Consider the following 14060-nt stretch of genomic DNA (forward strand, 5'->3'; position numbering starts at 1 on the left):
TCTAACAATGAAGGCGGGTTAATAGGCAATCCGGTGACAGAGCGTGTGGTTCACATCGGCAAGAATGCCGGCCATCTTGTCAGGCAGGTCGGTAAACTGGCTCTCACCACTGATCAGGCAGTCCAGTCGCTCATCGCCGAGCAACTCCAGGGCCAGCCGCATGCGCCTGGCGTGGTCCCAACGGGAGCGACGGAGCGGAGGCAACTGGCCAACCTGACTGGACCTGAGCGTCAGCCTTCGAGCATGAAAAGCGCCCCCCAGGTTCGCCGGCACAGACTGGTTGCCGTACCAGCTCATTTCGACGACCACGGATTCCGGGCCGGCCAGTGCAAGCGCGGTCTCCAGTCCGGAAGGATGACCGCTGGTGTGATACACCAGATCGTGGTCATCCTGTGAGAGGGTGGATGCGAAACTCAGCCCCAGTGCTTCTGCAATCGGCCTTCGATCTTCGTTTATGTCCACCGCTGTCACCCGGGCACCCGGTATCTGGTCGGCCAGCCAGGCCACCAGGAAACCCACCACCCCCAAACCAACCACCGCTATCCGATCGCCGATGGCGGGCTCGCCGTCCCAGAGCCCGTTCACGGCGGTTTCCATGTTCGCCGCAAGCACTGCACGAGCGGGGGGTACGGATTCAGGGACAAGGGTGACGGCGGTCGCCGGAACCCGATACCGCTGTTGATGCGGGAAGAGGCAGAAGATCGGTTTTCCGGTCAGGTGCGACGGCCCGCTCGTGACCATCCCCACGTTCGCGTAACCGTATTTCACGGGAAACGGAAAATCCCCGCCCTGGAACGGCGCCCGCATGCGCTCGTATTCCGTTTCGGGGACCCGACCATTAAGCACCAGCGCCTCGGTTCCCCGGCTAATGCCGGAATAGAGGGCTTCCACGGTCACAATCTCGTCCGAAACTGAAGCCACGCTGGAATCAATCGTTGTTTCCAGCAAGGCCCCCTTCCCCTTATTCGTCGCCCACCAGGCCAGCGTCGTTTCCGAGGTCCCCTCAGTTTCAGGTTTCAATGAACTCTCCCTGCGTATGAACGGCGGATTTGAGTCCGAACGGCCGTCTCCCACGTAAGCACATTCAGGCGTAACAAACTATAGTTTCTTGCTGGGTGCACGACGGCCCTGCAGACCTCAAGGCTATACGCTGGAGTTTTGGTATGGATTCTAAAGGCGACTCGGCTTCCCATGGCCTGACTGCACTGCAGGACCTGGCGTGGGCGTTCGTTCTGACCGCCGCCCTGAGCTCTATGGTGGCGCTGCTTTGGTCGCTCCCTGCGCTCTTCTGGATCATCGTCGCCGGGCTTTTCAGCACCCTCGGCGGGTGTGTGCTTCGCGTTTGGTCGCCCCATGGGATTATCGGGCCAGCCAACCGGGCCACACTGTTGAGGGCGTCGCTGGTCATTGTTCTGTTTGCCAGTGCACCGTTCATGAACGGCGTCGGAGCTGGCGTCTGGCTGTATGGAACGCTCGCCCTCCTGGCACTGATTCTCGACGGGGTGGACGGTGCCATAGCCCGTGCAACCAACTCCCAGAGCGAGTTTGGCGCCCGCTTTGACATGGAACTGGATGCTGCATTCATTCTGGGGCTCTGCCTGGCGGTTATCGCGCTGGGCAAGGCCGGCCTGTGGGTACTTACGCTCGGCTCTATCCGCTATGGGTTCGTTCTCGCCGGTCTGAGGTGGCGCTGGCTCAATAACCCGCTTCCTGACAGCTTCCGGCGAAAAACCATCTGTGTCTGGCAAATCGTCACCCTGATGGTCGCTATATTGCCGCCCGTCCTGCCCCTCTTCGCCAGCCTCACACTGGCAACGGCCCTGTTGTTGCTGATCTGGTCGTTTTACATCGATATTGTCTGGCTCTATCAAAGGAGAACCGCTCATGAACCTGCCTAACATGACTGCGCACCTCGCCTGCACGGCTGCCTTTCCTGCACTCCTCGCCATGACGCCGGTGGTTTCGGCCGAGCCGTCCAGATTCACCGTCGATTCGGAACATTTTTCCATGGCTTTTGAAATCATGCACATAGGCTACGCGCCAGTCATTGGAATGTTTCGTGAAGTGGAAGGCGAGTTCGTTTATGACGAAGAAACCGGCGAACTCAATTCAGGCACCCTGGTGTTTCAGAGTGAGAGCGTTTTCACAAACCACAAGAAGCGTGACGACCACTTACGGGCGGAGGATTTTCTGGACAGTGAGAACTACCCTGAGATCACCTTCACCCTGACCGACTTCGAACCAACCGGGGAGAACGCGGGTAAGGTAACCGGCGACCTCACCATGCTGGGCCAGACCAACCCTGTTGTCCTGGATGTCACCCTCAACAAATCGGCCGTCTACCCCATCGGGCACGAGGACTTTACTTTGGGAATCAGTGCCGAAACGACCTTGAAACGGAGCGATTGGGGAATGACCTATGGGCTGGATCCGGCCCTGGTGGGTGATGAAGTCCGCCTGCGTTTCGGGTTCGAGGCCAATCGCGATTCCGGGTGGTTCTGATCCCGGCCGCTATTTTGTGACCGACCCCTCATCGTGAACACATTTTGTTACATTGATGCCTCAAAGCTCTGCCGGGCTTCGCTGAATATCTGTATGTTTATTAGCCACAAACAAGACAAAAATAACAAGGAATCGACGGATGCCCGGCAAGGCGCTCCTACTGTTCATGGCTGTGACGACCTGCGCGTTTGGCACAGGCTACTATTTGTCCGCCGACAATACCTCCACATTCAAGTGGCTGGTCACCGGCTTTGCCGACCGGGTCCAAGACGATGTTCCCGGCGATCAGGTCAGCGACAATCCACATTCCCCGAGTAAGGCGCCCGAACCGCTGCAACCCGGTGACAATGCGCTTGGTTTCATGCTCACCAGTGTCGCCGAGCAATACACTCAGAATTCTCGCTATCCGTCCTGGTCCATTCCCCTCACAGCAGCGCAGGCCAAGGGCTATCAAGGCAACCACTATCAGCCTGTCGAACTCCCGCTTGGTAACGATGGCCGTTTTACGGTCACTCTGGAGAAATACCGGTTTACCAAAGGCGAGCCTATTCTCGTGGTCGCCTCGGTTCAGGGTCCGCAAGTTGTGGGCGACACGCTTCAGGCGACACTGGAAGCAGCCCAGGTACGAGAGGCGGTCGGATCAACCACCCTCACGATGTCGGATAGCACCGGCTTTTATGAAGGGTCCCTGGCGTCGGATGAGGCCCCCGGGGAGTACCGGCTCATAGTCGAGGCGCAGGTGGATGGCAAACCGGTGAGACACGTCTCAACGCTGACTATCGAACCCTACCTGGGAGATTTTGAAGGCCTGGGGGATCCCTACCTGAACGACAACAACCTGGTCATCCCCGTTCGTTTCCACCCGGAGCAGCCAGGGTTCTATGCGCTGTCCGCCCAGTTGTTCGCCGGGCTGGTCCCTATCGCCCAACTCCAATCCGAACAACGTGTGGACCTTGGCACGGAAACGATCGAACTCAAAGCACACGGAACCGTGCTGGCAAACCGCGACATTCAGGGCGAGCTCGAGATTCGAAACCTTCAGATTCGCCAGCTCCCGTCCAGGCCCGGAGATCGAACCCACTACGCATTCGGGCCAGAAGATGGGTATTCATTTACGCCGCCGGACCTCGGGGATCTGCAGGATTCTCCGGCAGCGGATTCCGAATCAGAACAACGGGCGGCCCTGCTCAGGCAGTTAGCCGACAAGTTCTGACAGCGGGGCCGCTCTGGCTCCGAACCGGCTGACGCCGGGTTGTACCGTCGGAAAGACCTTCAGTGCCTGAGGTCGACGGGTAATCGTCTTTTCACAACAATAATTCAGCAAAGACGGAGCAAACATGACAACAACGATGATCGGAAGTGCCTGCAAGGCCGCTGTCGCGGTCACAATCACCGGTAGCCTGTTTGCCGGCAGCGCCCAGGCCCAGTTGGCTGGCCATAATGTGATACTCGTGCATGGCTTTCAGCAAGAGGACCTGGCAAACCCGCCAGAGAACCTCCAGGCCGTGAAAGCGGCCGGCGAAGATTACTGGCGCACGTTCTGGCTGGCCCGGTCCGAGGCCCGAGTGGACTGGGGGAGCGATGGCCGGATCGAAGGCAATATTGCCCAACAGGCGTATCAGCAGATCCGCCAGATCAGCCAGCAGGGCCTGTGCAACAACTACTGCATTATTGTGTCTCACTCCACCGGCGACCTCGTGACGCGGTATCTACTTGAGAATCAGGCTCGCTGGCTGCAGTCGGAAGGGCTCGCACCCCTGAAAATTCTCGCCGCCATCGACTATTCCGGTGCCGGCGGAGGGACCGAACTGGCCGACCTCGCTCTCAGCATTGCCTACAACGACAGTTGGTATAACTGGCCGTTGAAAGCCGCCGTGCAAGCCTTCACTGGCATCGAACCGGAACCCGGGAAACTGGGGGTGGTTAACGACCTGCAGACCAATGCAGCCCGCAACCTTGCGATCAGCCCGAATGCCATCCCCAGGCTTCGTTTTGTCGCTGGCGGCTCGTCCTACGGAGGCGTGACAAAGCCCTTTATTGCTGGAACTGACGATGGGGTCGTGCCCACCCATTCCGCCTGCGGTTCGACGACCGCTGATGGGATCGAATCCTGCTCCGACCAGATCAGCCTGGCCGGCAAGGTCACCAACCAGAACGGGCCGGACGGACTCTGGTTCAATCACTTCCCTATCCTGATGAACGAAGGTGCAAGCCACAGCGGCGTGCTGGGTTCGGAAACCGGGAATACCTCGGTACCGGTGGTGAACAACACAACCCTGAACGGACTCCGGCTCGACTTTGCCAGCCGAACCTACAATCAGCGGGCCTGGTGGCAATGGTGGGGGTCTGGCGACACCTACATTGAAGTACCGGGGTCCGATCAGACCGACATGTCGACATTGGTCTACACCACACTCAACAACTGACTGGGAAGTCCGCTGATTTCACGAGGAAAATCGGGCTCAAGGACGAGCCCACCCCATTCTTCCACCCTATCTCACCTTCCCTTTTTTGTTCGCAAGCTATACATTGTCCCGTTTTCGGTCTTTCGGTCGCCGACCGACGCTCACACGGGTTTACGATGTCCGACGCTCGCAAATCAGACGTTCTGCTGGTAGCCGTAACGCTTGCAGCCGCTATCAGCTGGATGTTTTCCAAGGAGGCCGTCCTGCTGATGCCTCCACTGCTTTTCATGGCCGCGCGCTTCCTCATCGCCGGCAGTGTTCTCGCCTTCGCGGCCTGGCGCCCGTTATCACGGTTGAGTACAGATCAGATCCGGCGCAGCATTGCCGTCGGCCTGGTATTCGGTATCGCCATGAGTTTCTGGGTCATGGGCCTGTTCCACACCAAAAGCATGGGTGAAGGTGCATTCCTGACCAGCCTGGGGGTCGTGATCGTCCCCATCATTGCCCGCCTGGCCTTTAAGGAGAAGCAACCTGCGAGTACCTGGATCGCGATTCCCATTGCGGTCTGCGGCCTGGCTCTGCTGTCCCTGAAAAATGGCTTTAACCCCGAACCGGGGCAACTTTTCTTTGTTTGCGCCGCCTCTATCTTTGCCCTGTACTTTACCCTGAACACCCGGGCAGCCAATCAGCGAACCGTCATCAATCGACGAGGTGAAACGATTGAAAAGCACCGAGTGCCGGCGTTACCTCTCACTGCCCTGGCCCTGTTAACGGTTGGAACGGTGACGCTGCTGGAATCCCTGGTTCTGGAGACCTGGCAGGAAACATTTGTGGACCCCTCCCCCCTTCTGGTTTGGTGGGTGTTGGCAAGCGCGCTCATTGGAACGGCGGGGCGGTTTCTGTTACAGACATACGCCCAGAGTCTGTCTGCCCACAGTCACGGCGTGGTTATCCTGGTACTTGAGCCTATTTGGGTTGCATTATTCGCTGCCGGCTGGTTTGGAGAGACAATGAGTTCGGTTCAACTGGGCGGATGTGCACTTATTTTCACTGCGCTGGTGGTCAATCGGTGGGGGGCAATTGGCAAAGCCATCAAGACCGGGTTGAGGAATCGGAAAACCGCATAAAAGTGGTTGACCGGAATCCGGAGAATAAGTATATTGCGTCCCCGTTGCAGGACATAGGACCATAGCTCAGTTGGTTAGAGCGCTACCTTGACATGGTAGAGGTCCCCAGTTCGAATCTGGGTGGTCCTACCAATCTTTCGCGGATCTGCAACGCCCCTCACCAGATTTCTCAGAACACCCCTCACTTTAGACTTTCGAACGATGAAAACGTCTGAAGTATTTCAAATGATTCTTAAACCTGAATAGCCAAAACTCGCTCCTCACTTATCCTTGAAAGTAAGGCTCTGACGCTTTGTGCGTCACAAGAGATTTGACCCTCTAAGCCGTCTCAAGAATCTGTTTTGCAATCGTCCATTATTGCGCGGCAGGTGACTGAAATGATTAGGTTTAATGCATCCGACCCACCGATGTTGGGTGACGCTGGCAAGGAACCAATGCCGGTTTCTCATGATTGCCACCTTGATCCCTGCTTTACCGATTCCGGAATCGCCAAAATCCTCGAAACCATTCCTCTCGAAAGCATCAAAGCCAAGCCTCCGACTCAGAAGCGTCACGAACGGGTTTATACCAACAACATTCCAAGATCCGAATTGCTCAAACAGCTGGAGGACCCCGACGGCGATGTCTGGATTGTCCTGCACGAGATTGAGGATACGCCGATTCTGCGACACGTGTTCCGGGAAATGGCAACCGCGTTGAGGGAATCCCTACCAGCACCCTATGGCAGGGTGACTCTGTGCACCGGCTCCCTGTTCATCAGCCGTGGCCGGGCAACGACTCCCTATCACCTGGATTACGGCAGCAACCTGTTGCTGCAACTTCGGGGTAGCAAGCATTTTCTTGCGTTCAGCCCCAATGATCCCGAACTGGTTCCTAGACAGAGCCTACACGAATTTTTTGGCGGAGAATGCAATCCCCCTTCCCTGAACTATCAGCCGTCATTTGAAAAAAAGGCGCTCGTACTCGATCTGGAGCCGGGCATGGGGGTATACATGCCCTCGACGAGCCCACACTGTACAGAGACCAGGACTCAGGAACTCTCCCTGACCATCAGTCTGTCGTTCGTTGCTCCGCGGGTGGACGTACTCAGACGATCCGTTCTATTTGACGCCAGGCTGCCCGGTTTCACGTTTGTCCCGATCGTCATGAAGTGCGCCATTGTCGCGTTCTATGAGAACCTGCTCCATGCTTTGGGGGGAAACCAACCCCGACACAAAAGCTTCAAGCCACTGGCGCCGTAGCTTCGGTTGGGACATTCCACCGGATCCACCCCGTTCTGTTGTCAGGGCGGGGTCAATTACTTATGCTTCCCCCCAACCAATTCACCTTCTGACGGCCTCCATGCGAACGTCCATAGACCTTACCCTCGAACACACGAAAATTGCGGTCGATGCGCTCAGCGAGGCCTCAGGCCTTCCCAAGCAACGCATCAAGGACGCCATGAACAAGGGTGCCTGCTGGTGGACCCACAAAGGCAAACAAGTCCGACTGCGCAAGGCCAAACGTGAAATCCGGGCCGGGACACGGTTGCAGTTGTTCTATGACGATGTCGTGCTGGGCCGAAAACCGGAGAATCCGGACTGCCTCGAAGACCGGGGGAGGTATTCGGTCTGGTTTAAACCTCACGGAATGCTGGCGCAGGGCTCCCAATGGGGCGACCACTGCAGCCTTCTGCGCATGGCGGAAACTGAACTGCGGCGAGACAGCTTTCTGGTTCATCGGCTTGATGCAGACGCAGCCGGCCTGATGCTAATTGCCCACGATCCCAAAGCCGCAGGCGCCCTGTCTCAATGTTTTGCCAGCCGAACCATAACAAAGGAATACCAGGCCAGGGTACGCGGTCTGTTGCAGGCACAGGACCGTCTGATCGACACACCGATAGACGGAAAGACCGCCGCCAGCCGAGTTACCACACTTCGAACCGAAGAAGATGACGAGACCAGCCTGTTGCGGGTCAACATTGAGACGGGGCGAAAACACCAGATTCGAAAGCATCTCGCCGGCATCGGCCACCCCATCGTCGGCGATCGCCTCTACGGGCAACCTGCCTCGGTGTCCTTGCAACTATTGGCCGTGCGCCTGGAGTACGACTGTCCTCTGACCCGACAGCGAATTCGGCTCTGCCTTCCGGAGCATCTGAACAGCCTGACCAAGAGTGACCAGGGAGCCCCGTCAGACTGACACTGGCTCATTAGCCAAGCGGTCAAACACCGGCTGCGCCTTGGCCAGCTTTCCTTCCCTGATTACAAAGCTCAACAGCGTGCGACCCAGAAGCTGGACGCTGACATAGGTAAACATCGGCTCAAAGCCCGCTTTCGCCAGGGCGCGCCTGGAAGATTTATTGCTCACGGCAACCGCTGTCCAGGCGATACTCGTTTTATGACTCAGGTTCTGGAGAATTCCATTGATCATCACCGAAAGAAATCCTTTGCCCCGGTGCTCCGGGGTGGTGGCCCCATCCCAGAGATAAAGGGCATTCTCCGGTACCCGTAGCCTCAAATCGTGCAATATGCCGATCGTTGCGCCGGTGCAGGCTACCCAGTTGTAGGACACGGGTTCCCGATCTACAAAAAGCTCAAAGAACCTGTGTCCCTCACGCACTCGCCGTTTAAACTCTTTCTCGGAGAAGGGCAGATCCTGCCGGAGCTCTGCCATGTCCGTCATGTCGGTCACCGTGACAGAGTCGTCTTTGTCAGCGGGGTTGTTTTGCTCGATGGGCTTCGACAAGAAGATGCCCGCTTCGATTCGAAGAGTGCGATTAAACCATCGTTTGAGGGGGCGCAACCAACGCCGTAAAGTCTTCAATGACCGATCATCCCTTGAGGTCTGACATTCGCGGACGGAACTCCTCAAATACTAGTCGGAATATGAATCCCTTCAAATTTCGGACGCCGTTCACCTCGAACCTGGGCGTTCTAAGGGTTAGACGCGATAGAAATCCCGGTACCAGTCGACAAAATTCGCAATGCCCTCTTCGACTGGCGTCCCGGGCTTGTAGCCCACGTCTGCGATCAGGTCGTCAACATTGGCGTAGGTGGCAGGGACATCGCCCGGCTGCAATGGCAGCAGGTTTTTCTCAGCTTTTTTCCCGATCCGCTCCTCGATAATTTCGATAAAGCGCGACAGCTCCACCGGGTTGTTGCTACCAATGTTATAGATTCGGTAGGGCCCCTTACCCGTGCCCGGATCGGGGCGTTCGCCGGTCCACTCGGGGTTGGGTTCCGCAACGTGATCCAGGGTTCGGATCACGCCTTCCACGATGTCGTCGATGTAGGTGAAATCGCGCCGGTGATGGCCATGATTGAAGACATCGATCGGTTCACCGGCAAGAATCTTCCTGGTAAAGATAAACAGCGCCATGTCGGGGCGGCCCCAGGGGCCATAGACCGTGAAGAAGCGCAATCCGGTGGTGGGCAGGTTATAAAGATGGCTGTAGGTGTGAGCCATCAATTCGTTGGCCTTTTTGGAGGCCGCGTAGAGGCTGAGGGGGTGGTCCACGTTATCATGCACGGAAAACGGCATGGTTTCGTTAGCGCCGTACACGGAGCTGCTGGACGCGTATACGAGGTGCTTGACGTTATTGTGACGACAACCTTCCAGGATATTCATGAATCCCACCAGGTTGGCGTCAACATAGGCATGAGGATTCTCGAGGGAATACCGGACCCCGGCCTGGGCTGCAAGGTGCACAACCCGTTCCGGTTTTTGCTCGGCAAAAAGCGCCTCCATGGCGCTCCGGTCCGCGACGTCCTGACGCACCTCGGTGAATCCAGGCTTGCCAGTCAATCGTTCGAGCCGGGCCTCTTTCAGGCTCACATCATAGTAGTCATTGACGTTATCAACACCGATGACCTCATCGCCGCGATCAAGCAGGCGATGGGCCAGATGCGAGCCGATAAAGCCGGCGGTTCCCGTAACGAGAATCTTCAAGGTTCCTTCTCCCTAGAACACAACGCCCGCGCTGATGAACGGTCCGTCGATTTCCACGTCCAGGCTTTCGTCGTCATCTTCGTAGTCGATAGACATCTGACGATACCCGGCTCTCAGTTGAAGCACCGCTATCTCAAACTGGCCATAGGCGTTGAAATCGTGCAGTGAGTCGCCACTGTAGCTGACGAAGTTGCCCTCTGCACCAACCGACACACCCGTCAGCGGCAAGTCAAAGCGGGCGGCCACATAGCCCATAGGCAGCACCGCATCCACTTGAGTCTTGCTGGCCTGAGTTCCACCGATCTCCCGGACGTTCAGTTCACCATCCAGATCTCGGGCGGTCAAACCCAGGTCAAGATTGACCCAGTTATCAAGCACTTCGTAATAGAGGGTGAGGTCCAACTGCTCCAAATCGAGGTCTGATCGGACGTCCACGCCGCTGCCCACAACAATACCGCCAAAATCAGCACCCAACTGACCACGGCCCGTTTGCTCAATCAAAGTGTAGTTCAAGCGAACGTTTGGCAAAACGGGAACCGGATGCTCGAAATAGAGTGAGGCATTGGCGTTGGAGTCGCTGTCCAGATTGAGATCATTCTCGACATCAACGACGTCGCCATTATCGGTGGCCTGACCGGACAGGTCGGAATCCCAGTAACTGACGTTCGCGCCAAGCCCTACCACATCGGCCTGAGTCAGCGGTGCTGACAACATAAGAGAACTGCAGGCGACAACCATCAATTTACGCATAAAACACCTTTTCTTTTGTTGTATGTCAGGATCAGTCGAACTGGATACCCAGACGGCGTCCGACTTCCTCGTAGGTTTCAATCACGTCACCCAATCCCTGGCGAAAACGGTCCTTGTCCATTTTCTTCCGGGTTTCCTTGTCCCAGATACGGCAACCGTCCGGACTGAACTCGTCGCCCAGCACGATGTCACCGCCGCTTCGACCGAATTCCAGCTTGTAATCCACGAGTAGCATTCCCGCATCGTCGAACAGAGCCTTCAAGACATCGTTCACCTTGTAGGTGAGCTCTTTCATGCGTTCCAGTTCTTCAGCCGACGCCCAACCAAAACTCACCGCCAGTGACTCGTTCACCATGGGGTCATGCAGCGCGTCATTTTTGAGAAACAATTCGTAGGTGGAAGGCGTCAGTTCCTGCCCCTCTTCCACGCCCAGACGTCGGCACAGGCTACCGGCAGAGATGTTGCGAACGACACACTCAACGGGAATCATGTCGAGCTTCTTGACCACCGATTCCGTCGAAGACAGCAGGCCCTCGAAATGAGTCGGAATACCCGCGGCTTCCAGCTTCTCCATGATGAACGCATTGAACTTGTTATTGACCATGCCCTTGCGATTCAGCTGTTCCTTTTTTTCGCCATCAAACGCAGACGTGTCGTCACGGAACACAAGCACGAAACGATCGGGATCGTCCGTCTTGAAAACGGATTTCGCCTTGCCGGCATATAGCTCTTCACGCTTTTCCATTACAGGTCTCCGAAGTGGGATCGGCCTGGATAACCGCCCACTCAATCAGTATAGATAGTCAAACAATTGTGTCAGAAGATCGGGCACGGAGTTCTCTCCGTCGTAACTGGTCAGACGCTCGGCCGTGATAACCAGTTCATTGTCACGTTCTGCGAGGTTTATCGTGTGGGTGTGTTCCGGCTTGTCCTCATCGCTAAACCAGTCAAACCAGCCCGAGTCACGCTCATCTTCCGTGCGGAAATCCACGTAGAACCAGCCTTCGCTCCGGTTGAGGTCAACCACAGCGATCCCGGCCTCGGTCAACGCCCGGCTCAGTTCTGCCCAGGAGCGACCGTAATCAAGGTTCATGCGGATGGCGACGGCCTCGTCACCTTCGGACACCAGTTTTACGAGGGGGTCGCTGACCATCCCGGACGCGGCTCGAGAGAACGACTTGTTTTCTTCACGGGCCTTGAGGAAAGTCCCGAGGTCGTTCAGCACACGTTTCTGCACCTCTACAGCGTCAGGCGTCGGGCTACTGGTGCCCGACCAGGAGACGAGCTCTTCAGGCTGGCCGTCAACGATGACCTTTCGAACCTGAATCTCAGTCGTCTTTCGGCGTACGCCCGGCGCCATGCGCATCTGGAGCACAACTCTCGGCTCCTCAACGCCGGGCTGATCCGGCAAGTCGGCCAACTGTCGGGCCCGCTTGCTGAAATTCAGCAGTTCGCTTTGCAGTAGCCCGAGCTGGGGGCTGTCATAGCCAACACCGAGCCCCCGATCGGACATATACGCATTCGCTGCCGGCCAGATACGGCCCGGAACATCATTGACGAGCAGCCAGACGCGACCGTCGAGCTCTTCGATGACGTAATTCTCTTCGAGAATTTCAGACGTCATGTCCGGCGGGCTTGGGATATCGGAAGGGTACATTTTGCTGGCGTCAGCGACCGCGACATCGCGAATGGGCATCACCTGACTGAAGCGGGACTTCTCCGCACTGGCCGGGAGCTCAAGCGGTTTGCCCTCTTCTGCGGAAACGTAACGTTCGGAACGATCTTCTATCAGGCTACATCCGGACAGCGCTGTCATCAGCAACAGTCCGGATGCGATAGCCTTGGTCGAGAACAACGGGGTACTACGGGTTCCTTCAAGAACCGGCATCGGGTTACTCCGGGTCAGACACAGTTTCAGTAAACTCAGAGTACACCTGAGGCTTTCAGCGCATCTTCCACTTCTGCGTGGAACTTCTCGCTCAGCGGCGTCAACGGCAGACGAATGCCCTCGCTGATCATACCCATGCGGTGCAGAGCCCACTTTACCGGTATGGGGTTCGCCTCGAGGAACAACTTCCGGTTCAGAGGCATCAGAAGATCATTCAGACGTTCGGTTTCTTCGCGATTGCCCGCAATGGCGGCTTCGCAGAGTTGCGACATCGCTTTCGGCGCAACGTTGGCCGTGACCGAGACGTTCCCCTTGGCGCCTGCCAACATCAGCTCGGCGGCAGTCGCATCGTCACCGGAATAAACCGCGAGACGCCCGTTCAACGCTTCAATCAGTTCCGCTCCGCGAGGAATGTTGCCGGTGGCATCCTTGATGGCAACGATATTCGGGATATCAGCCAGGCGCAGAACCGTTTCATTGAGCATGTCGCAGGCGGTCCGGCCCGGAACGTTGTAGAGCATCTGATTCATGCCGGGGACGGCTTCGGCAATCGTCTTGAAATGGCGGTACAAGCCTTCCTGGGTCGGCTTGTTGTAGTAAGGAACCACCAGGAGACAGGCATCGGCACCCAGTTTGTGGGCTTCGGTCGTCAGCTCTATGGCTTCTCGGGTGCTGTTGCCCCCTGTACCGGCAATGACGGGGATGCGACCATCCACACGTTTTATGATGTGGCCGATCACCTGGCAATGCTCTTCAGGGTCCAGCGTTGCGGATTCACCAGTGGTGCCCACAGCAACGATGCCATGGGTGCCGTTTTCAATATGAAAATCCACCAGCCGATCCAGCTCCTCCCAGTGAATGTCACCGTTTGGATCCATGGGCGTGACCAGTGCGACAAGGCTACCCGTAATCATAAAAGCTCCGTCCGAATAAAACCGATATGGTAATGTTGGGCACGAACTGACACAAGGGAATTAAAGGAGTTGTCATGCCATCTGTTGAACTGGGCCAACCCGTGCCCGACTTTGAGGCTTCAGCCACTGGCGACCAGACTATTCGTCTGGCCGATCTCAGGGGGCAAAACGTTGTCATCTATTTCTACCCCAAAGACAACACGCCTGGTTGTACTTCGGAGGGCCAGGATTTCCGGGACCTGATGAAAGCGTTTACCGAACTCGATACCGAGATCTTCGGTGTCTCCAGAGACGGCCTGAAAGCCCACGAGAATTTCCGGGCCAAGCATGAATTCCCGTTCCACCTTATTTCAGACAAGGACGAGTCCCTGTGCAAGCTGTTCGACGTCATCAAACTCAAGAAGCTTTACGGCAAGGAATACCTGGGCATCGACCGCAGTACGTTTTTGATTGACGCCGAGGGCGTTCTTCGAAACGCCTGGCGTGGCGTCAAGGTCAAAGGGCATGCTCAAGAGGTTCTTGAGGCCGTAAAAGCCCTCTGACG

General features: G+C 56.8%; 15 protein-coding genes and 1 tRNA gene. 9 read left to right on the plus strand and 7 right to left on the minus strand.

The window, feature by feature from the left end; genetic code table 11:
• Nucleotides 1-18: 18 nt before the first annotated feature.
• Nucleotides 19-1020 carry a zinc-dependent alcohol dehydrogenase gene (locus tag KXD86_RS03100; RefSeq protein WP_218634622.1) on the minus strand — a complete coding sequence of 334 codons (1002 nt, stop codon included), beginning with the start codon at nucleotides 1018-1020 and terminating at the stop codon, nucleotides 19-21.
• A 143-nt stretch (nucleotides 1021-1163) separates the two neighbouring features.
• Here KXD86_RS03100 and KXD86_RS03105 point away from each other — a divergent pair, with 143 nt between their 5' ends.
• The 8 genes from KXD86_RS03105 (at nucleotide 1164) to KXD86_RS03140 (ending at nucleotide 8215) form a co-directional block, all read left to right on the plus strand.
• Complete coding sequence (locus tag KXD86_RS03105; RefSeq protein ID WP_218634623.1) at nucleotides 1164-1898, plus strand: CDP-alcohol phosphatidyltransferase family protein; 735 nt, start codon at nucleotides 1164-1166, stop codon at nucleotides 1896-1898.
• The gene (locus tag KXD86_RS03110; protein WP_376770945.1) at nucleotides 1885-2502 is read left to right on the plus strand and encodes a YceI family protein; all 618 of its coding nucleotides are present in this window, start codon (nucleotides 1885-1887) and stop codon (nucleotides 2500-2502) included. Before KXD86_RS03105 ends, KXD86_RS03110 begins: the two co-directional genes overlap by 14 nt.
• Before the next feature lie 139 nt (nucleotides 2503-2641).
• Nucleotides 2642-3715 (plus strand): hypothetical protein, encoded by a 1074-nt coding sequence (locus tag KXD86_RS03115; RefSeq protein WP_218634624.1) that lies wholly within the window; start codon nucleotides 2642-2644, stop codon nucleotides 3713-3715.
• A 124-nt stretch (nucleotides 3716-3839) separates the two neighbouring features.
• Nucleotides 3840-4928 carry a hypothetical protein gene (locus tag KXD86_RS03120; RefSeq protein WP_218634625.1) on the plus strand — a complete coding sequence of 363 codons (1089 nt, stop codon included), beginning with the start codon at nucleotides 3840-3842 and terminating at the stop codon, nucleotides 4926-4928.
• Between the two features lie 155 nt (nucleotides 4929-5083).
• Nucleotides 5084-6034 carry a DMT family transporter gene (locus KXD86_RS03125; protein WP_218634626.1) on the plus strand — a complete coding sequence of 317 codons (951 nt, stop codon included), beginning with the start codon at nucleotides 5084-5086 and terminating at the stop codon, nucleotides 6032-6034.
• 55 nt (nucleotides 6035-6089) lie between these two features.
• Nucleotides 6090-6166, plus strand: a tRNA-Val gene (locus tag KXD86_RS03130).
• 245 nt (nucleotides 6167-6411) lie between these two features.
• Entirely contained in the window at nucleotides 6412-7275 is an 864-nt protein-coding gene (locus tag KXD86_RS03135; protein WP_218634627.1) for a cupin-like domain-containing protein, read from the plus strand.
• A gap of 100 nt (nucleotides 7276-7375) precedes the next feature.
• Entirely contained in the window at nucleotides 7376-8215 is an 840-nt protein-coding gene (locus KXD86_RS03140; RefSeq protein ID WP_218634628.1) for an RluA family pseudouridine synthase, read from the plus strand.
• Here KXD86_RS03140 and KXD86_RS03145 read toward each other — a convergent pair.
• The 6 genes from KXD86_RS03145 to dapA all read right to left on the minus strand — a co-directional run bounded on the left by KXD86_RS03145 (nucleotide 8207) and on the right by dapA (nucleotide 13516).
• Complete coding sequence (locus KXD86_RS03145; RefSeq protein ID WP_218634629.1) at nucleotides 8207-8839, minus strand: GNAT family N-acetyltransferase; 633 nt, start codon at nucleotides 8837-8839, stop codon at nucleotides 8207-8209. The two genes, KXD86_RS03140 and KXD86_RS03145, sit on opposite strands and share 9 nt — an antisense overlap.
• 117 nt (nucleotides 8840-8956) lie before the next feature.
• Entirely contained in the window at nucleotides 8957-9964 is a 1008-nt protein-coding gene (locus tag KXD86_RS03150; RefSeq protein WP_218634630.1) for an NAD-dependent epimerase, read from the minus strand.
• A 12-nt stretch (nucleotides 9965-9976) separates the two neighbouring features.
• On the minus strand, nucleotides 9977-10714 hold the full coding sequence (locus KXD86_RS03155; protein ID WP_218634631.1) for a TIGR04219 family outer membrane beta-barrel protein: 738 nt from the start codon (nucleotides 10712-10714) through the stop codon (nucleotides 9977-9979).
• A gap of 31 nt (nucleotides 10715-10745) precedes the next feature.
• Nucleotides 10746-11459, minus strand: a complete 714-nt coding sequence (purC, locus tag KXD86_RS03160; protein WP_218634632.1) for a phosphoribosylaminoimidazolesuccinocarboxamide synthase — start codon at nucleotides 11457-11459, stop codon at nucleotides 10746-10748.
• Between the two features lie 45 nt (nucleotides 11460-11504).
• A complete protein-coding gene (bamC, locus tag KXD86_RS03165; RefSeq protein ID WP_218634633.1) occupies nucleotides 11505-12602 on the minus strand; it encodes an NlpB/DapX family lipoprotein in 1098 nt (365 codons plus the stop codon).
• Nucleotides 12603-12637: 35 nt separating this feature from the next.
• Nucleotides 12638-13516: a 4-hydroxy-tetrahydrodipicolinate synthase gene (dapA, locus tag KXD86_RS03170; protein WP_218634634.1), complete on the minus strand. Its 879-nt coding sequence runs from the start codon at nucleotides 13514-13516 to the stop codon at nucleotides 12638-12640.
• A gap of 74 nt (nucleotides 13517-13590) precedes the next feature.
• Between dapA and KXD86_RS03175 the strand changes: the two genes are divergently transcribed.
• Nucleotides 13591-14058, plus strand: a complete 468-nt coding sequence (locus KXD86_RS03175; RefSeq protein WP_218634635.1) for a peroxiredoxin — start codon at nucleotides 13591-13593, stop codon at nucleotides 14056-14058.
• Nucleotides 14059-14060 lie beyond the last annotated feature (2 nt).

It is taken from the genome of Marinobacter arenosus (assembly GCF_019264345.1).
Taxonomy (GTDB): Bacteria; Pseudomonadota; Gammaproteobacteria; order Pseudomonadales; family Oleiphilaceae; genus Marinobacter; species Marinobacter arenosus.